The organism is Streptomyces sp. NPDC028991, assembly GCF_055564775.1.
In genome coordinates this window covers 61,696-77,058 of the sequence record NZ_JBVHVP010000016.1, presented here as the reverse complement: position 1 = coordinate 77,058, position 15,363 = coordinate 61,696, and the positions used below count along the sequence as shown (strand labels likewise).

Annotated in this window: 11 protein-coding genes; 2 read left to right on the top strand and 9 right to left on the bottom strand. The window is 70.9% G+C overall.

The genetic code is table 11. The features are described from left to right. Positions 1-285: 285 nt before the first annotated feature. The 3 genes from ACZ4V1_RS26765 to ACZ4V1_RS26755 form a co-directional block, all read right to left on the bottom strand. On the bottom strand, positions 286-1,191 hold the full coding sequence (locus ACZ4V1_RS26765; RefSeq protein WP_468340538.1) for an ADP-ribosylglycohydrolase family protein: 906 nt from the start codon (positions 1,189-1,191) through the stop codon (positions 286-288). 12 nt (positions 1,192-1,203) lie between these two features. Continuing rightward, the gene (locus ACZ4V1_RS26760; RefSeq protein ID WP_468340535.1) at positions 1,204-1,863 is read right to left on the bottom strand and encodes a histidine phosphatase family protein; all 660 of its coding nucleotides are present in this window, start codon (positions 1,861-1,863) and stop codon (positions 1,204-1,206) included. 124 nt (positions 1,864-1,987) lie between these two features. Further along, positions 1,988-2,593 carry a YdbC family protein gene (locus tag ACZ4V1_RS26755; protein WP_468340532.1) on the bottom strand — a complete coding sequence of 202 codons (606 nt, stop codon included), beginning with the start codon at positions 2,591-2,593 and terminating at the stop codon, positions 1,988-1,990. A 157-nt stretch (positions 2,594-2,750) separates the two neighbouring features. Here ACZ4V1_RS26755 and ACZ4V1_RS26750 point away from each other — a divergent pair, with 157 nt between their 5' ends. Continuing rightward, positions 2,751-3,284, top strand: coding sequence for a TerD family protein (locus ACZ4V1_RS26750; protein ID WP_468340529.1), 534 nt, complete (start codon positions 2,751-2,753; stop codon positions 3,282-3,284). Between the two features lie 129 nt (positions 3,285-3,413). Here ACZ4V1_RS26750 and ACZ4V1_RS26745 read toward each other — a convergent pair whose 3' ends face one another. Together ACZ4V1_RS26745 and nrdR are read right to left on the bottom strand one after the other, a co-directional pair. Further along, positions 3,414-6,308 carry a vitamin B12-dependent ribonucleotide reductase gene (locus ACZ4V1_RS26745; RefSeq protein ID WP_468340526.1) on the bottom strand — a complete coding sequence of 965 codons (2,895 nt, stop codon included), beginning with the start codon at positions 6,306-6,308 and terminating at the stop codon, positions 3,414-3,416. A 167-nt stretch (positions 6,309-6,475) separates the two neighbouring features. Further along, on the bottom strand, positions 6,476-7,027 hold the full coding sequence (nrdR, locus tag ACZ4V1_RS26740) for a transcriptional regulator NrdR (protein WP_468340523.1): 552 nt from the start codon (positions 7,025-7,027) through the stop codon (positions 6,476-6,478). Between the two features lie 564 nt (positions 7,028-7,591). Between nrdR and lexA the strand changes: the two genes are divergently transcribed. After that, complete coding sequence (gene lexA / locus ACZ4V1_RS26735) at positions 7,592-8,371, top strand: transcriptional repressor LexA (protein WP_468340521.1); 780 nt, start codon at positions 7,592-7,594, stop codon at positions 8,369-8,371. A gap of 138 nt (positions 8,372-8,509) precedes the next feature. Here the strand turns inward: lexA and ACZ4V1_RS26730 are convergent, their stop codons facing one another. From ACZ4V1_RS26730 to ACZ4V1_RS26715, 4 genes are all read right to left on the bottom strand, one after another. Further along, positions 8,510-10,516, bottom strand: coding sequence for an ATP-dependent DNA helicase (locus ACZ4V1_RS26730; protein ID WP_468340518.1), 2,007 nt, complete (start codon positions 10,514-10,516; stop codon positions 8,510-8,512). A 262-nt stretch (positions 10,517-10,778) separates the two neighbouring features. Next, entirely contained in the window at positions 10,779-11,477 is a 699-nt protein-coding gene (locus ACZ4V1_RS26725) for a GNAT family N-acetyltransferase (protein ID WP_468340515.1), read from the bottom strand. Between the two features lie 155 nt (positions 11,478-11,632). After that, positions 11,633-13,507, bottom strand: a complete 1,875-nt coding sequence (locus tag ACZ4V1_RS26720) for an IucA/IucC family protein (protein WP_468340512.1) — start codon at positions 13,505-13,507, stop codon at positions 11,633-11,635. A 253-nt stretch (positions 13,508-13,760) separates the two neighbouring features. After that, positions 13,761-15,218 carry an aminotransferase class III-fold pyridoxal phosphate-dependent enzyme gene (locus ACZ4V1_RS26715; RefSeq protein WP_468340509.1) on the bottom strand — a complete coding sequence of 486 codons (1,458 nt, stop codon included), beginning with the start codon at positions 15,216-15,218 and terminating at the stop codon, positions 13,761-13,763. Positions 15,219-15,363: the final 145 nt, after the last annotated feature.

The window sequence follows — 15,363 nt, the reverse complement described above, 5'->3', positions numbered from 1 at the left end:
ACCGGCGGGCGTCGGTCGCGCCCGCCGGTGCCCGTCCCGGCGGGCCGCGGCCGACGGCGTGCGGGACCGGGCGAGCAGCACGAGGAAAAACAGCGCGAAGACCGGCACCGACAGCGTCCCCGTCCCCATGACCACCCCCTCGTGACACTCCGGGCCGCGCGGGGCTCACGCCTCGCACAACGGATGTCACGACAACGGGCGGCGGTCACGGAGAGTTCCCGTCACACACGGAGAGTTGACTTGCGGGTTGGACGCTCGTCTACCGCTGTCACCGGGGCGGCCCCGCTAGGCCGACGTCACCATCCACCCGGGCAGGTCCTCGACCCGCGCCGACCAGTCGGCCGGCGGCGCTCCCGCCTTTCCGGCGGCGACCACCCCGCCCACGATGGCGCAGGTCGTGTCCACATCCCCACCGACCTGTGCGGTCGTCCAGAAAGCGCGCTCGTAGTCTCCGAGAGCGCGCGCCGCGGACCAGAGGGCGAAGGGGACCGTGTCGTGGGCGGTGGTACGCCTGCCACAGCCCAGTACCGCCGCGACCGTGGCCGCGTCGTCGTAGTCGAGCATGTCCCTGGCACGTCTCAGCCCGGCGCCGACCGCGCTCTTCGGTACCAGCGCGATCACCTCGTCCAGGAGCGCGTGCGCGGTGGGCGGCCCGCCGGGGTCGGCGGCCAGAGCGGCGGCCGCGGCGACCGCCATGGCGCCGACCACCGCCTCGCGGTGCTGATGCGTCGGGTAGGCCGAGATCTCGGCCTGGTGGGTCGCCTGCTCGGGGTCGTCCGCGTACCAGGCCCCCAGGGGCGCGATGCGCATCGCGGCGCCGTTGCCCCAGGATCCCCGGCCGTTGAAGAGCGCCGCGGCGAGCTCGCGCCAGTCCCCGCCTTCCCGGACCAGCCTCAGCAGCCGGTTGACCGCGGGACCGTATCCGCGGTCGAAGTCGTGATGCCGGGCGAAGGAGAGCGCCAGCGCGTCCTGGTCGATGCGGTGGTGGGTGGCCAGGACGGAAACCACGGAACAGGCCATCTCCGTGTCGTCCGTCCACTGCCAGGTACCGGGGGGCAGCTCGCGGAGCTTCAGCAGCGGGTAGTTCGCGGGCACGAAGAACTGTGAGCCCAGCGCGTCCCCCACGGACAGTCCGCGCAGGCTGGACAGGGCCCGGTCCAGGCGCCCGTCAGGAGATGAATGAGGGGTCATCGCCCTGCCACTCTATCCGGTGATCCCGTACGGTTCCGGCTCTCGCCAGCGCTCGAACGGGCGGTCAAGGGTGTACTTGCCGTCCTCACCCAGAACGAGCATCCGCATCTCGCCGTTCCCGGGGTTCGACAGCGACTCGAACTCCGCGACCGTCCAGTGGAACCACCGCATGCAGAACAGCCGCATGGCCAGACCGTGGGTCACCAAGAGCACGTTCGGCGGATGATCGGGGGCCTCGAAGCTGCGGAACAGGCTCTCCAGGAAGCCGCCGACCCGGTCGTACACGTCGGCACCGGACTCGCCCTGGGCGAAGCGGTAGAAGAAGTGGCCGTAGGCGTCCCGGTAGGCCTTCTGCAGGCGCACGTCGTCCCGGTCCTGCCAGTTGCCCCAGTCCTGCTCACGCAGTCGGGGCTCCTCCCGTATCCGTATGAGTCCGGGATCGAGGCGAAAGGCGCGCAGCGTCTCGTGGGTCCGCCGGTACGGGGAGACGTACACGCTGATCCGCTCGCGGCCGAACACCTCGCGCAGCCCCTTACCCGTCTCCTCGGCCTGCGCCCGGCCCTGCTCGGTGAGGGCCAGCGCGTGGTCGGGTTCGCGCTCGTACACGGAGTCATCGACGTTGCCCGTCGACTCGCCGTGCCGGACAAGAACGATGCGCCGTGGTCGTGCCATGCCAGAACCCTAGATCGAGAACGGCGGAACCAAGGACTCGAAAGAGCCCCGTTCGGCGTACGTCACACAGTTTCCACATCCTGGGGCCGGCACGCGTCGGCCCCAGGGAGAGTCGGTCCGGTTCTCAAACCGTCCACGAGGGTTCCAGTTGCACGATGTCCCCCGTCAGGGCCGCGATGTCCGCCTCCGTCTGGGCGCGCAGGGCGAGCCGTTCCACCCGCTCGGTGCGGTACTTGCCGTGCTCGGCGGCCGACCGCCACATGGACAGCACCAGGTACTCGTTCCCCGGCGCCTCTCCGAACAGCCCGCGGACCATGCCGGGAGAGCCTGCCATCGCGGGGTTCCAGACCTTCTCCTGCATGAGGACGTAGTGCTCGGCCCGCTCCTCGTGGACTCGGCAGAGCGCCACCCGCAGCAGGTCGGCGTCCGTGAAGCGCGGTTCGAATCCGGTCTTCACGTCGAACCGGTGGTCGAAGAGCCTGACCTGGGCGTCCTTGAAGGTGCCCGCCTGCGTGGCGGCGAGCCGGTCGTGGGAGCGGGCCATGAAGGAGTCGTAGAAGGCGCGGCTCTCCCAGAAGGCGAAGACGTGCGCCACGTCCGGCCGTCCCCGGCTCCAGCCACCCCCCTGCCCCCGAAAACCCGGCTCCCCCGGAAGCCCCGCCCACTTTCGCTGCCCCCGCTCGAAACCGCGGCGGTCCACCACGGTGCAGCGAATCCACTTGACCAGCACCGCGCCATGGTAAGGCCAGGGAACGTGGCACCGGTCACTCCCCGGAGGACGACTTGTCCTCACCTGCCTCGCTCTGCGTGGCAGGATGGACAACCGGCCGTCACTGCTCGGCAGTTGAGTGGCCAGGCAGGGCGGGGGACCTGGGAAGGGGAAGTTCGTGAACGGCCTCAGCAAGGGAATCGGCAAGGTGGAGGTCGCGCTGCGGTGGGACCCGAGTCCGGCGGGGCAGCCACCCGCCGACCTGGACGTCGTCGCGGGGACGTACACGGCGGCGGATCCGTACGGCGCCCCCTCCTATGTGGTGCACTTCGACAGCCGTTCCCCCGACGGCACCATCTATCTCAACCGGGACAGCCAGGACGGCAAGGGTTTCGGTTTCGACGAGGTCATGACGCTGGAACTGGAGCGGCTCGACCCCCGGTACGCGCGCGTGGTGGTGGGCGTCGCGATCCAGCAACGCACCGAGGACCGGACCTTCGCCGACGTGGACAGTCCGGGCCTGCGCATCAGGGAGGGCTACACCGACCTGGCCACGGACGACTTCAGCGGCGTCCTGGGCGCGACGGCGGCCACGGTCGCGGAGTTCGTCCGGGACGAGACGGGTGCCTGGGAGTTCCGGGCCGGCGTGCACGGCTTCGAGGGCGATCCCGCGACGTTCGCCGCCACCATGGGCACGGCACGCCGACCCTGACGCCGGCAGACGCGTGTACAAGAACGTGCACAAGAGGTGGCTCGAGTAGGAACCGGCGTGGGTAGGAGCCGGCGTAGGTAAGGGGCGTCCGCCATTGGCGGACGCCCCTTACTCATGTGGACCTACGCGTCAGCTGCACCCGCTGGTCGAGCCGCAGCCCTCGCAGATGTAGCAGGAACCCGCGCGCTGCATCTTCGTGCCGCAGGAGAAGCACAGCGGGGCGTCGGCCTGGATACCCAGCTGCATCTCCACCAGCTCGGCGCTGGTGTGCGCCTGCTGCGGTGCGGGCTTGGCCGCCTCGACCTCGGCCTTCGGCGTGACGACAGCCTTCAGTTCCTGGGCACGCGGCGCCGACTGGGCCAGGCCCTCGACGTCGAGCTCGTCGTCGGACGGCTCGTACGAACCCGTCTCCAGGTGACGCTGGCGCTCCTCGGCGGAGTGGATGCCGAGGGCGGAGCGCGTCTCGAAGGGCAGGAAGTCCAGCGCCAGGCGGCGGAAGATGTAGTCGACGATCGACTGTGCCATCCGCACGTCCGGGTCGTCCGTCATGCCGGCCGGCTCGAAGCGCATGTTGGTGAACTTCGAGACGTACGTCTCCAGCGGCACCCCGTACTGGAGGCCGACGGAGACCGCGATGGAGAAGGCGTCCATCATGCCCGCGAGGGTCGAACCCTGCTTGGACATCTTCAGGAAGACCTCACCGAGACCGTCGTCCGGGTAGGAGTTCGCGGTCATGTAGCCCTCGGCGCCGCCGACCGTGAAGGAGGTGGTGATGCCGGGACGACCCTTCGGGAGGCGCTTGCGGACCGGGCGGTACTCGACGACCTTCTCGACCGTCTCGCGGATGGTCGCCTCGGCCTTCTCGGTGACCTCCGCCTTCTCCTTCTCCTTGGTCTTGGCGGAGAGGGGCTGGCCGACCTTGCAGTTGTCGCGGTAGATGGCGAGCGCCTTGACACCCATCTTCCACGCCTCGAAGTAGACCTCCTCGACGTCCTCGACGGTCGCCGACTCCGGCAGGTTGACCGTCTTGGACAGAGCGCCGGAGATCCACGGCTGGATCGCGGCCATCATGCGGACGTGGCCCATCGCGGAGATGGAACGCTCGCCCATGGCGCAGTCGAAGACCTCGTAGTGCTCGTGCTTGAGACCGGGGGCGTCGATCACGTTGCCGTGCTCGGCGATGTGGGCGACGATCGCCTCGATCTGCTCCTCCTGGTAGCCCAGGCGGCGCAGGGCCTGCGGGACGGTGCCGTTGACGATCTGCATCGAGCCGCCGCCGACCAGCTTCTTGAACTTGACCAGGGCGAGGTCGGGCTCGAGACCGGTGGTGTCGCAGGACATCGCCAGACCGATGGTGCCGGTCGGGGCGATGACGGACGCCTGGGAGTTGCGGAAGCCGTTCTTCTCGCCGAGGCGCAGCACGTCCTGCCAGGCCTCGGTGGCGGCGGCCCAGACCGGCGTGTCCAGGTCGTCCATGCGGACGGCCTTGGCGTTCTCGTCGGAGTGCTGCTTCATGACCCGCAGGTGCGGCTGCGCGTTGCGGGCGTAACCGTCGTACGGGCCGACGATCGCGGCGAGCTCGGCGGAGCGCCGGTACGACGTGCCGGTCATCAGCGAGGTGATGGCGCCGGCCAACGCGCGGCCGCCGTCGGAGTCGTAAGCGTGGCCGGTCGCCATCAGCAGGGCGCCGAGGTTGGCGTAGCCGATGCCGAGCTGGCGGAAGGCGCGGGTGTTCTCGCCGATCTTCTGCGTCGGGAAGTCCGCGAAGCAGATGGAGATGTCCATCGCCGTGATGACGAGCTCGACGACCTTGGCGAAGCGCTCGGCGTCGAAGGACTGGTTGCCCTTGCCGTCGTCCTTCAGGAACTTCATCAGGTTCAGCGAGGCGAGGTTGCAGGACGTGTTGTCCAGGTGCATGTACTCGCTGCAGGGGTTCGAGCCGTTGATGCGGCCGGACTCCGGGCAGGTGTGCCAGTGGTTGATCGTGTCGTCGTACTGGATGCCCGGGTCGGCGCAGGCCCACGCGGCCTCGGCCATCTTGCGGAAGAGCGACTTGGCGTCGACCTCCTCGATGACCTCGCCGGTCATACGGGACGTCAGGCCGAACTTGCCGCCGTCCTGGACGGCCTTCATGAACGTGTCGTTCACGCGGACCGAGTTGTTGGCGTTCTGGTACTGGACGGACGTGATGTCGTCGCCGCCCAGGTCCATGTCGAAGCCCGCGTCGCGCAGGGCGCGGATCTTCTCCTCCTCCTTGACCTTGGTCTGGATGAAGTCCTCGATGTCGGGGTGGTCGACGTCGAGGATGACCATCTTCGCGGCACGGCGGGTGGCGCCGCCGGACTTGATCGTGCCGGCGGAGGCGTCGGCGCCGCGCATGAAGGAGACCGGGCCGGAGGCGTTGCCGCCGGAGGAGAGGAGCTCCTTGGAGGAGCGGATCCGGGAGAGGTTCAGGCCGGCGCCCGAGCCGCCCTTGAAGATCATGCCCTCTTCCTTGTACCAGTCGAGGATCGACTCCATGGAGTCGTCGACGGACAGGATGAAGCAGGCGGAGACCTGCTGCGGCTGGGGCGTGCCCACGTTGAACCACACGGGGCTGTTGAAGCTGAAGATCTGGTGCAGGAGGGCGTAGGCCAGCTCGTGCTCGAAGATCTCGGCGTCGGCGGGCGAGGCGAAGTACTTGTGGTCCTCACCGGCCTTCCGGTACGTCTTCACGATGCGGTCGATGAGCTGCTTCAGGCTCACCTCGCGCTGCGGGGTGCCGACGGCACCGCGGAAGTACTTGCTGGTGACGATGTTGACCGCGTTCACCGACCAGAACTCGGGGAACTCGACGCCACGCTGCTCGAAGTTGACCGAGCCGTCGCGCCAGTTGGTCATGACGACGTCACGACGCTCCCAGGCCACCTCGTCGTAGGGGTGGACGCCGGGAGTGGTGTGGACGCGCTCAACGCGGAGTCCCTTGCCCGCCTTGGTGCCCTTGGCGCGGGAACTCCGTGCCGGACCGCTCGCCGTCTCTGTCATGCCGCCTCCCATGTACGGGCGTAAACGCCCTGAAGTGCCCCGATTGTTCCCGTGGCACGGTGTTCTGTCTGGTGTTGCGGGCATCTCTCGCGTCGCCCGCAACAGGTCTTCTCACTCGCCGCCGCCCGGCCGGAGCCCGGTGCCGAAGTCCGGGTCCGGCCCACCGGTCAGTCGGCGGCGCCTGCGGGCTCGGGGACCTGTGCCGCCCCCGTGGACCCGCGGTCGTTCTCCTGGCTCCCCGCGTCGGCGTCGTCGCCGTCTCCGCCGGGCCGCCCCGTCGCCTCCCTGAGCTCCGCGATCGCGGCCTCGAAGTCCTCGAGCGAGTCGAACGCCCGGTAGACGGAGGCGAATCGCAGATAAGCGACGAGGTCGAGTTCCTGCAGCGGGCCGAGTATGGCCAGCCCCACGTCGTGGGTGGTCAGCTCGGCACTTCCGGTGGCCCGCACCGCCTCCTCGACCCGCTGGCCGAGCTGGGCGAGCGCGTCCTCGGTGACGGGCCGGCCCTGGCAGGCCTTGCGCACACCATTGATGACCTTGGTGCGGCTGAACGGTTCGGTGACCCCGGACCGCTTCACCACCATGAGCGAGCACGTCTCCACGGTCGTGAAACGACGGGAGCAGTCAGGGCACTGGCGGCGCCGGCGGATCGACGTGCCGTCGTCAGTCGTACGACTGTCGACGACGCGGCTGTCGGGGTGCCTGCAGAAGGGGCAGTGCATGAACTCCGAACCCTCCTCACAGCAGACTCAATGACCTCGGAAGGCCCTTCAGGCCCCTCGAAGCAGCCCCCAGCATAGGCGATCGCGGCGGGCTCGAAGACCCGGGGGACCACAACTTGTGGGCCGCTGATGCAATCCAACCACTAGATGTGGGGATTGGCTCATACATACACGCCCTGCACGCGTGTCGCTCCGGTACGTGCAGGCACAGCTCGCCCGCGGCCGCGCGACGGGCACGCACACGCACGGCCGTATCGCCCGGGCGCATGCGGAGATACCGTGGGCACCGCGAGGAGGGGGCGTGGGGCTACCGCACAGATGAGGGACCCACGCCGTCGAACGGGATGCCGGGTGGCAGACTGGAGCGACCTCGCCGAGGCTGTCACCACGGCGGTGAAGAGTACAGCAATGGGCCCTTTTGTCCGCCAAGCACCGCGAGAGCCATACACCCGGACACACGATCTGGGCGGGCGATTCGCGATTTTTCACTCGAACGTGTGTTTGGCGCAACCTTTCGAAAGCTACTACCGTTGTGCAGCAGGGAGACCATCGAGAGGGGCCGACGTGACCACCACCGCCGACAGTGCCACCATCACTGCCCAGGACCGCCCCCAGGGCCGACCTGAGCCGGTGCACGCCATGAGCAACGCCACGAATCCCGAGGGGCCCAAGCGCTCCCTGCCAGGCCGACCTCCTGGCATCCGGGCCGACAGCTCGGGACTCACCGACCGCCAGCGCCGGGTGATCGAGGTCATCCGCGACTCCGTGCAGCGGCGCGGATACCCGCCGTCGATGCGGGAGATCGGCCAGGCCGTCGGCCTCTCCAGCACCTCCTCCGTCGCACACCAGCTGATGGCGCTGGAGCGCAAGGGCTTCCTGCGCCGCGACCCGCACCGTCCGCGCGCCTACGAGGTGCGCGGCTCCGACCAGGCCGCCGCCGTGCAGCCCACGGACACCGCCGGCAAGCCGGCCGCGTCGTACGTGCCACTCGTCGGGCGCATCGCCGCCGGTGGCCCGATCCTTGCCGAGGAGTCGGTCGAGGACGTCTTCCCCCTGCCCAGGCAGCTGGTCGGTGACGGCGAACTCTTCGTGCTGAAGGTCGTCGGCGACTCGATGATCGAGGCCGCCATCTGCGACGGCGACTGGGTCACGGTCCGCCGTCAGCCGGTCGCCGAGAACGGCGACATCGTGGCCGCGATGCTCGACGGCGAGGCCACCGTCAAGCGCTTCAAGCGCGAGGACGGCCACGTCTGGCTCCTCCCGCACAACTCGGCGTACGAGCCGATCCCCGGTGACGACGCGACCATCCTCGGCAAGGTGGTGGCCGTACTGCGCCGCGTCTGAGCGCCACGGCGGGCGGGCACGCCACGACGGCGACCCGCCGATTCGACCGGGCCCCGGAACCTCTGCGCCGGTTCCGGGGCCCCGCGCTGTCCGAGGACCAGGCCCCCTGACCGGCGCAAAAGCTCCGGGGCCCCGCGCTCAGTCGCCGTCCGCCGCCGTCTCCGTCTCCAACTCCGTCTCCGTCTGACGCGCCTTCGCATCGATGGCGGCCAGCGACTTGCGGACCTGGTTTCGGTCAGTGGTGAACCAGAAGTCGGGCAGTGACGCCTTCAGATAGCTTCCGTACCGGGCCGTCGCCAGTCGCTGGTCCAGCACGGCGACCACGCCGCGATCGCCCGACGCCCGTACGAGGCGGCCGGCGCCCTGGGCCATCAGCAGCGCGGCGTGCGTGGCGGCGACCGCCATGAAGCCGTTGCCGCCGGCCTCCTCCACCGCCTTCTGGCGAGCACTCATCAAGGGGTCGTCCGGGCGCGGGAACGGGATCTTGTCCATGACGACCAGCTGACAGCTCGGCCCCGGTACGTCGACGCCCTGCCAGAGCGACAGGGTGCCGAAGAGGCAGGTCCTCGGGTCGGCGGCGAAGTTCTTGATCAGCTCCCCGAGCGTCTCCTCGCCCTGGAGCAGGATCGGGTACTCCGGGATGCGGGAGCGCAGCTCCTCGGCGGCCAGCTGCGCCGCCCGCATCGAGGAGAACAGGCCCAGCGTGCGGCCGCCCGCCGCCTGGATCAGCTCCGTGAGCTCGTCGAGCATGTCGCCCCGGTCGCCGTCCCGAGCCGGACGCGCCAGGTGCTTGGCGACGTACAGGATGCCCTGCTTGCGATAGTCGAAGGGCGAGCCGACGTCGACGCCCTTCCACTGGGGCACGTCCTCGCCCTCGGTGCCCTCGGGCGCGAGGCCCAGGGAAGCCCCCACGCCGTTGAAGTCACCGCCAAGCTTCAGGGTCGCGGAGGTCAGGACGACCGAGCGGTCGGTGAACAGCTTCTCGCGCATCAGGCCCGCGACGGACATGGGGGCGACACGCAGCGAGGCACCGAACCGGTCGTGTCGCTCGTACCAGACGACGTCCCACTCGGAGCCGTTCGTGATCCGCTCCGCCACGTCGTGCACCGACTCGACGGAGGCCAGTGCCTGCTTGCGCACGGCGTCCTCGTCCTGCACGGACTTGTCGCGGGTCGCGCCGATCGCGGAGATGACCGTGCGGCAGGCGTCGCGCAACGCCATCAGCGCATAGCCGAGGTCCTCCGGAATCTCCTCGAGGCGGCCAGGCAGCGCCAGCTCCATGATCCGCTCGAAGCCCTCGGAAGCCGTCTGGAGCTGGTCGGCGGCCTTCTCGTTGACGAGCTTCGCGGCCCGCCGCACCGCTCGGTTGACCTGGCCCGGGGTGAGCTCGCCGGTGGCGACCCCGGTGACCCGGGAGACCAGCTCGTGCGCCTCGTCGACGATCAGCACCTCGTGCTGCGGCAGGACGGGAGCGCCCTCGATGGCGTCGATGGCGAGCAGCGCGTGGTTGGTGACGACCACCTCGGAGAGCTTGGCGCGCTCACGGGCCATCTCGGCGAAGCACTCGGCACCATAGGCGCACTTCGAGGCGCCGAGGCACTCCCGGGAGGACACCGACACCTGAGACCAGGCCCGGTCGGAGACACCGGGCGTGAGGTCGTCGCGGTCGCCCGTCTCCGTCTCGTCCGCCCAGTCGCGCATCCGCAGCAGGTCCTGGCCCAGCTTGCTGGTGGGTGCGGCGGCCTCGAACTGGTCGAAGAGGCCTTCCTCCTCGTCCTGCGGGACGCCCTCGTGGAGTCGGTGCAGGCACAGGTAGTTCGACCTGCCCTTGAGCATCGCGAACTCCGGGCGGCGGCGCAGCTGGGGGTGGAGGGCGTCGACCGTGCGGGGCAGGTCCCGCTCGACCAGCTGGCGCTGGAGGGCCAGGGTCGCGGTGGCCACCACTACCCGCTCTCCGTGTGCCAGGGCAGGCACCAGATAGCCCAGGGACTTGCCGGTGCCGGTGCCGGCCTGGACCAGCAGGTGGGAGCCGCCGTCGATGGCTTCCTCGACGGCTTCGGCCATGGCCACCTGGCCGGGACGCTCCGTGCCGCCGACGGCGGTGACGGCGGCGTGCAGGAGTTCGGGGAGTGAGGGCTTCGTCATAGCGCGACCACCCTACGGCCCGGCACTGACAACCGGGCGGGCAAGGCGGGCGCGCGGTGCCAGAGGTACTGGAGTTCCAGGTGCGGAAGGTGCGGAAGGTGCGGAAGGTGCAGGACGTGAAGGAGACGAAGACGGTGACTGAGGCGAAGGAGGTGCGACCGGAGCTGTGGGGAGGGGGGTGGCAAGGCTTGGCTCCTGGGCGGGCGGGGGCCGGTCGGTGAGGCGGGGCAGCACGGATCAGCCTGCGGACTGGGTCACGACGCTACGGCAGCTCGCGCGGCGTCCGGTCGCGGACCATGAGGGCGGCCCGCTTGCCGGGCAGGTCGACCTCGGCGACGGACCGGAAACCGGCGCCGAGGAACGCGGCCACGGAGGCCGTGTTGCGGACGTCGGGTTCGGCCAGCACGCGCGTGCAGGCGGGCCTCCTCTCGAGGACGAGGTCGGTGACGCTCCTGATCAGCGCGGTCCCGATGCCCTGCCCACGGTCGGCGGCATCGCCGATCAGGAGGTGGAGGCCGGTGTCGTGCGGCCGGACGAGGCAGTACCGGGCCAGCGGGTCGAGGTCGGCCCGGTAGATCTCCCAGTAGCTCATCGGCACTCCCTCCAGCACGCCGACGCACGGGACGCTGCGTCCGTCGCCGGCGAGCTGCGCCCGTACGTGCCCCTCGGTCACGCTCTGCGGTCCGGTCAGCTCCCAGAACGCGGCGACGGCGGGGTCGTTCATCCAGCGGGTGATGATCGGAACGTCCCGTTCGAAACGGACGGGCACCAGGTGGAACGCGCCCGCGGGGGTGACGGTCGGGCCCCAGTCGGCGACACGGTCGAGCAGGTCGTCGCCCGGCCGCGTCGTCGCCGTCGCGGCGGGGAGGTTCGCCTCGTCCCTCTTTCCGAAGAGGGCGACGAACTCCTCGGGGAGATGCAAATCCAGGGTGTCGTCGGCGCTCGCATCGGTGGAAGCCACGGTGTCGCTCTTTCGGAGAGGGGGACGGGAACGGAGTCGGGACAGGAACGGGGTCGAGACGGGTACGGGGTCGAGACGGATACGAGGTCGGGGTCGAGGCGGGTACGAGGTGGGGTCGGGAACGGGTTCGGGCCGGGGTTGTGTCGACGGTCTACTCAGACGTGCAGCGGGTTGGTGATGGTGACGTAGACGGACTGGGTGTCCACCGGGCCGACGAGTTCGTCCAGGCCGCGCAGCCGGGTCAGCAGGTTGGCCTTGCAGCGCAGCGCCGGCGAGTCGAGGAGGCGCGCGGGCAGTGGACTGCGCAGCGGGGCGGGGCCCGAGGCGAGATCGCTCAGGAAACGGCGGAAGGCCGCGAGCAGCAGCCGTTCGTCGGCGAGATGCTGGGAACCGAAAGCGCCGATGAGGCCGAACACGTTGTTGACGGCGAGGTAGTAGGCGAAGCGCTCGTCGGTGACCTCGTCGGAGACGAACGTGTCGCTGTGCTCGCCGATGCCGGGCAGCCGGGCTTCGAGTTCCGCGCGCCGGGACTCGCGGAAGTAGTAGCCCTGGTTGTCGCGGTAGCGACCGCCGACGGGCCAGCCGTCGGTGTCCAGCAGGACGAGCGTGTTCTGCTGGTGCGCCTCCAGGGCGATCCCGGCGTGTGCGTCCAGCCACAGGACGGGGCGTACGACGTGGTGGAGGTAGCGCAGGAACCACTCGGCGGCGACGGCCTGGCGGAGGCGGCCGGTCCGCCCGGCGAGTCGGGTGACGACCTCGGCCAGCCGGGAGGGCGGGACGTGGGCGGTGGGCCGGCCGGAACCGTCCGCCGGCCCACGGGGCCGGGGCGCGACGAGTCCCGCGACGCAGGAGACGTCGTCCGTGGGCCGGAAGGGGTTGTGCCGGATGACGACGTCGAGCCCTCGTACGGGCCTGCCGTCCGGTCCGTCGACGGCGAGCCAGGCCGGATCGCGGACGATGTCGAAGTCCGGGTGGGCGGCCTGCCACTGGCGGGCCACGCCGGTGCGCAGCAGACGGTGGACCTCGACGCCCCGGTGGAGTTCCTTGCGGAGGTTCTCCCGCCGGGAGTTGGTGATGTGCAGGGCCAGCGAGAGCTTGAGCATCGCGGGGGCGCCGGTCCGGTAGACGGTGCGCAGGGAGGAGGTGGCGTGCCAGGAGGCACCCTGGGGGCCGAGGTCCCTGAGCAGTCCGGCGTCCAGCAGGGCCGCCGTGTCCGGTCGGTGCCGTACCACGCGGAACTGCCATGGATGCAGGGGAAGGACCGCGTAGCCGTCCGGTGGGGCCGGCCCGTCTCCGGCGAGGCGCGCGGTGAGCCGGGGTGCGGTGACAGCGCGTCCGCGCTCGGTCCAAGCCGAGTCGCCGGCGAGAGCGGAGGGGGCGACGGCCACCCAGTGCAGTGGGAAGGAGCCCCGGACTTCGGGTGAGTACCGCTGTGCCTCCGTCTCCGTGAGCCCTTCGCGGCTCTTCGGTGCGGGGTGCAGTGGATGCCCGAGGAGCAGTGCCTGCTCGGCGGCGAGGAAGAGGTCGGGGCCGTCGGGTCCGCCGCGGGGGTGGTCCTCCGGATCCTCCCGGCGGTCGCGGAGGAAGACGGCGGTACGGCGGACGGAGTCGGCGACGCGCGCCACGAGGTCGGTCCCCTCTGGCCCCGCCCCCGCGTCGTCGGCCGTTTCCCGTACCAGCAGTGCGGCGACGGTGACGGCGTCGGCCGGTGGTGCCGAGTCAGGGGCGCCGGCCAGGCGCGGGGGCCCGAAGCGGTGCCGCCCCGTCGGTGACCAGTACTGGACGGGAACGGCCAGGGCAGTGCCGCTGGCCGGGAGCGGCACACGGAGCACACCGCTGCCGGGGGCGGTGGTGTCGGTCTCGCGCACCCAGCAGCGCAGCAGGTTCTCCACGGCTTCCGCCCCGGCTCCGCGGTACGGGTCCGGGTGGTCCAAGGAGTCGGCGGGACGTGGGGGCGCGGGCGCCTGAAGGCAAGCGCGGGCTGGTACGGAAGCTGACGCCGGGTCAGCGGTGGCGACTGATGCCGCCACCGGACTGTCGGCGGCGCCGGTCCCCGACGCAGGATGCGCGGAGGCGGCCGATGGCGCGGGAGCGGCGGCGGCAGGGGCAGCGGCAGCGGCAGCGGACGGCGGTACCGGAACGACAGCGGCAGCCGAGGGCGACGCCGGAACGACAGCGGCCGTGGCCGACGGCGGCCCGGAGACCGCGGTGGGGGCCGGTCGGGGTGCGGGGGTGGTGTGCAAGACGGTTCCTCGTGACGTGCTGTGGCCTGGTCGACGGATCTCAGCGCGCGACGCGCGCCCCGTGCGGTGGGGCGTGGTCGCCATGGCTTCGGTCCACCGCCTCCACCGCGTCGGCGAGGCGGTCCAGAACCGCCGACATCTGCTCCTCGGTGACGATCAGCGGCGGCAGCAGTCGTACGACGTTCGCGGACGGGCCCGCGAGGTCCACGATCAGTCCCCGGCGCAGGCACTCCCGCCGGACGGCGGCGGCGGCCTCGGTGGCGGTGCCCGGCACAGGGCCCGTGCCGTGGGCGGGGATGTCGTGCGCACCGTCGGGTGCTGCCAGTTCGACGCCGATCATCAGGCCCCGCCCCCGAACGTCACGGACGCACCGGAACTGCTCGGCAAGGCCGCGCAGCCGGCCCAGCATCCGCGCCCCCAGTACGGCGGCGTGCTCGGCGAGGCGGTGCTCGCGTACGTGGGCGAGGGTCGCGGCGCCCGCGGCCAGGGCGAGTTGGTTGCCGCGGAAGGCGCCGGCACCGGGCTCCCCCGTGTGCAGGTCGTCGCGGTGCACCACCGCCGCCAGCGGCAGGCTGCCGCCGATCGCCTTGGACAGGACGAGCGCGTCGGGGACGACACCGCTGTGTTCGATCGCCCAGAAGGCCCCGGTCCGTCCGACGCCCGTCTCGGTCTCGTCGACGATCAACGAGACGGAGCGTTCGGCCGTGATGCGGCGCATGCGTCGCATCCAGCCGTCCGGCACGGGAAGTACCCCGCCCTCGCTCTGGACCGGTTCCAGGATCATCCCGGCGGGCAGCGGCTCCCCCGACCGGCGGTCGTCGAGAACGGACTCGGCCCAGCGGGTGGCGAGTTCGGTCCCGCGCTCGCCCTCGATGCCCAACGGGCAGTGCCGGTCCTGCGGGTAGGGCAGGCGCGCGCGTCGGATGTCGCAGGGGTCGCCGGGCCCCGCACACGCCTCGGCGTTCGCTGCCTGGTGGCTACCGGTGAAGGCGATCACCTGGTTCCGCCCGGTGGCGGCTCGGACCAGTGCGACGGCGGAGGCGACCGGGTCCGTGCCGGACGGTCCGCAGAAGCGCACGCGCGCGCGGGCGGCGAGTTCGGGCGGCAAGGTGCGCAGCAGCTCGGTGACGAAGGCGTCCTCGACGGGGGTGGTGAGGTCCATGACCTGCAAGGGAGCGCCGGAGTCGAGGACCTTGCGGATCGCCTCGAGCACTATCGGGTGGTTGTGTCCCAGGGCGAGTGTCCCCGCGCCCGAGACGCAGTCCAGGTAGCGGCGGCCGTCGGCACCCTCGATGGTGAAACCCCGGGCCCGGACCGGTACGACGGGAAGGGCGCGTGCGTAAGTGCGCGCCGCGGATTCACGCGCCGGCTGACGCTTCGGGGCGCTCTCCTGCGCGGTACGCGCCCGTGCGGACGCCAGGTCCGGAGCTCCCGTCCTCGCGGTCGGCCCGGCTTTCCGGCCCTCGGACCCGATCCCCCTGCACGCGGATTCCGCCACGGCTCCCTGACCTCCCGCTGTCCAGCCGCGACCCGACGTGTCGGGGCGCCCTCGGCACGGGGGACCGCACTCGGACAGCGGGCCCCCCACCGCTACCAACAGCCGGCCGTTCGCCGGGTTACGGGTTGCCCGAAAATCCTCGCCG

Bases quoted from the DNA above. Each gene is read 5' to 3' on its own strand.
- ACZ4V1_RS26765 (WP_468340538.1), bottom strand. From the start codon at position 1,191: ATGACCCCTCATTCATCTCCTGACGGGCGCCTGGACCGGGCCCTGTCC.
- ACZ4V1_RS26760 (WP_468340535.1), bottom strand. From the start codon at position 1,863: ATGGCACGACCACGGCGCATCGTTCTTGTCCGGCACGGCGAGTCGACG.
- ACZ4V1_RS26745 (WP_468340526.1), bottom strand. From the start codon at position 6,308: ATGACAGAGACGGCGAGCGGTCCGGCACGGAGTTCCCGCGCCAAGGGC.
- nrdR (WP_468340523.1), bottom strand. From the start codon at position 7,027: ATGCACTGCCCCTTCTGCAGGCACCCCGACAGCCGCGTCGTCGACAGT.
- ACZ4V1_RS26730 (WP_468340518.1), bottom strand. From the start codon at position 10,516: ATGACGAAGCCCTCACTCCCCGAACTCCTGCACGCCGCCGTCACCGCC.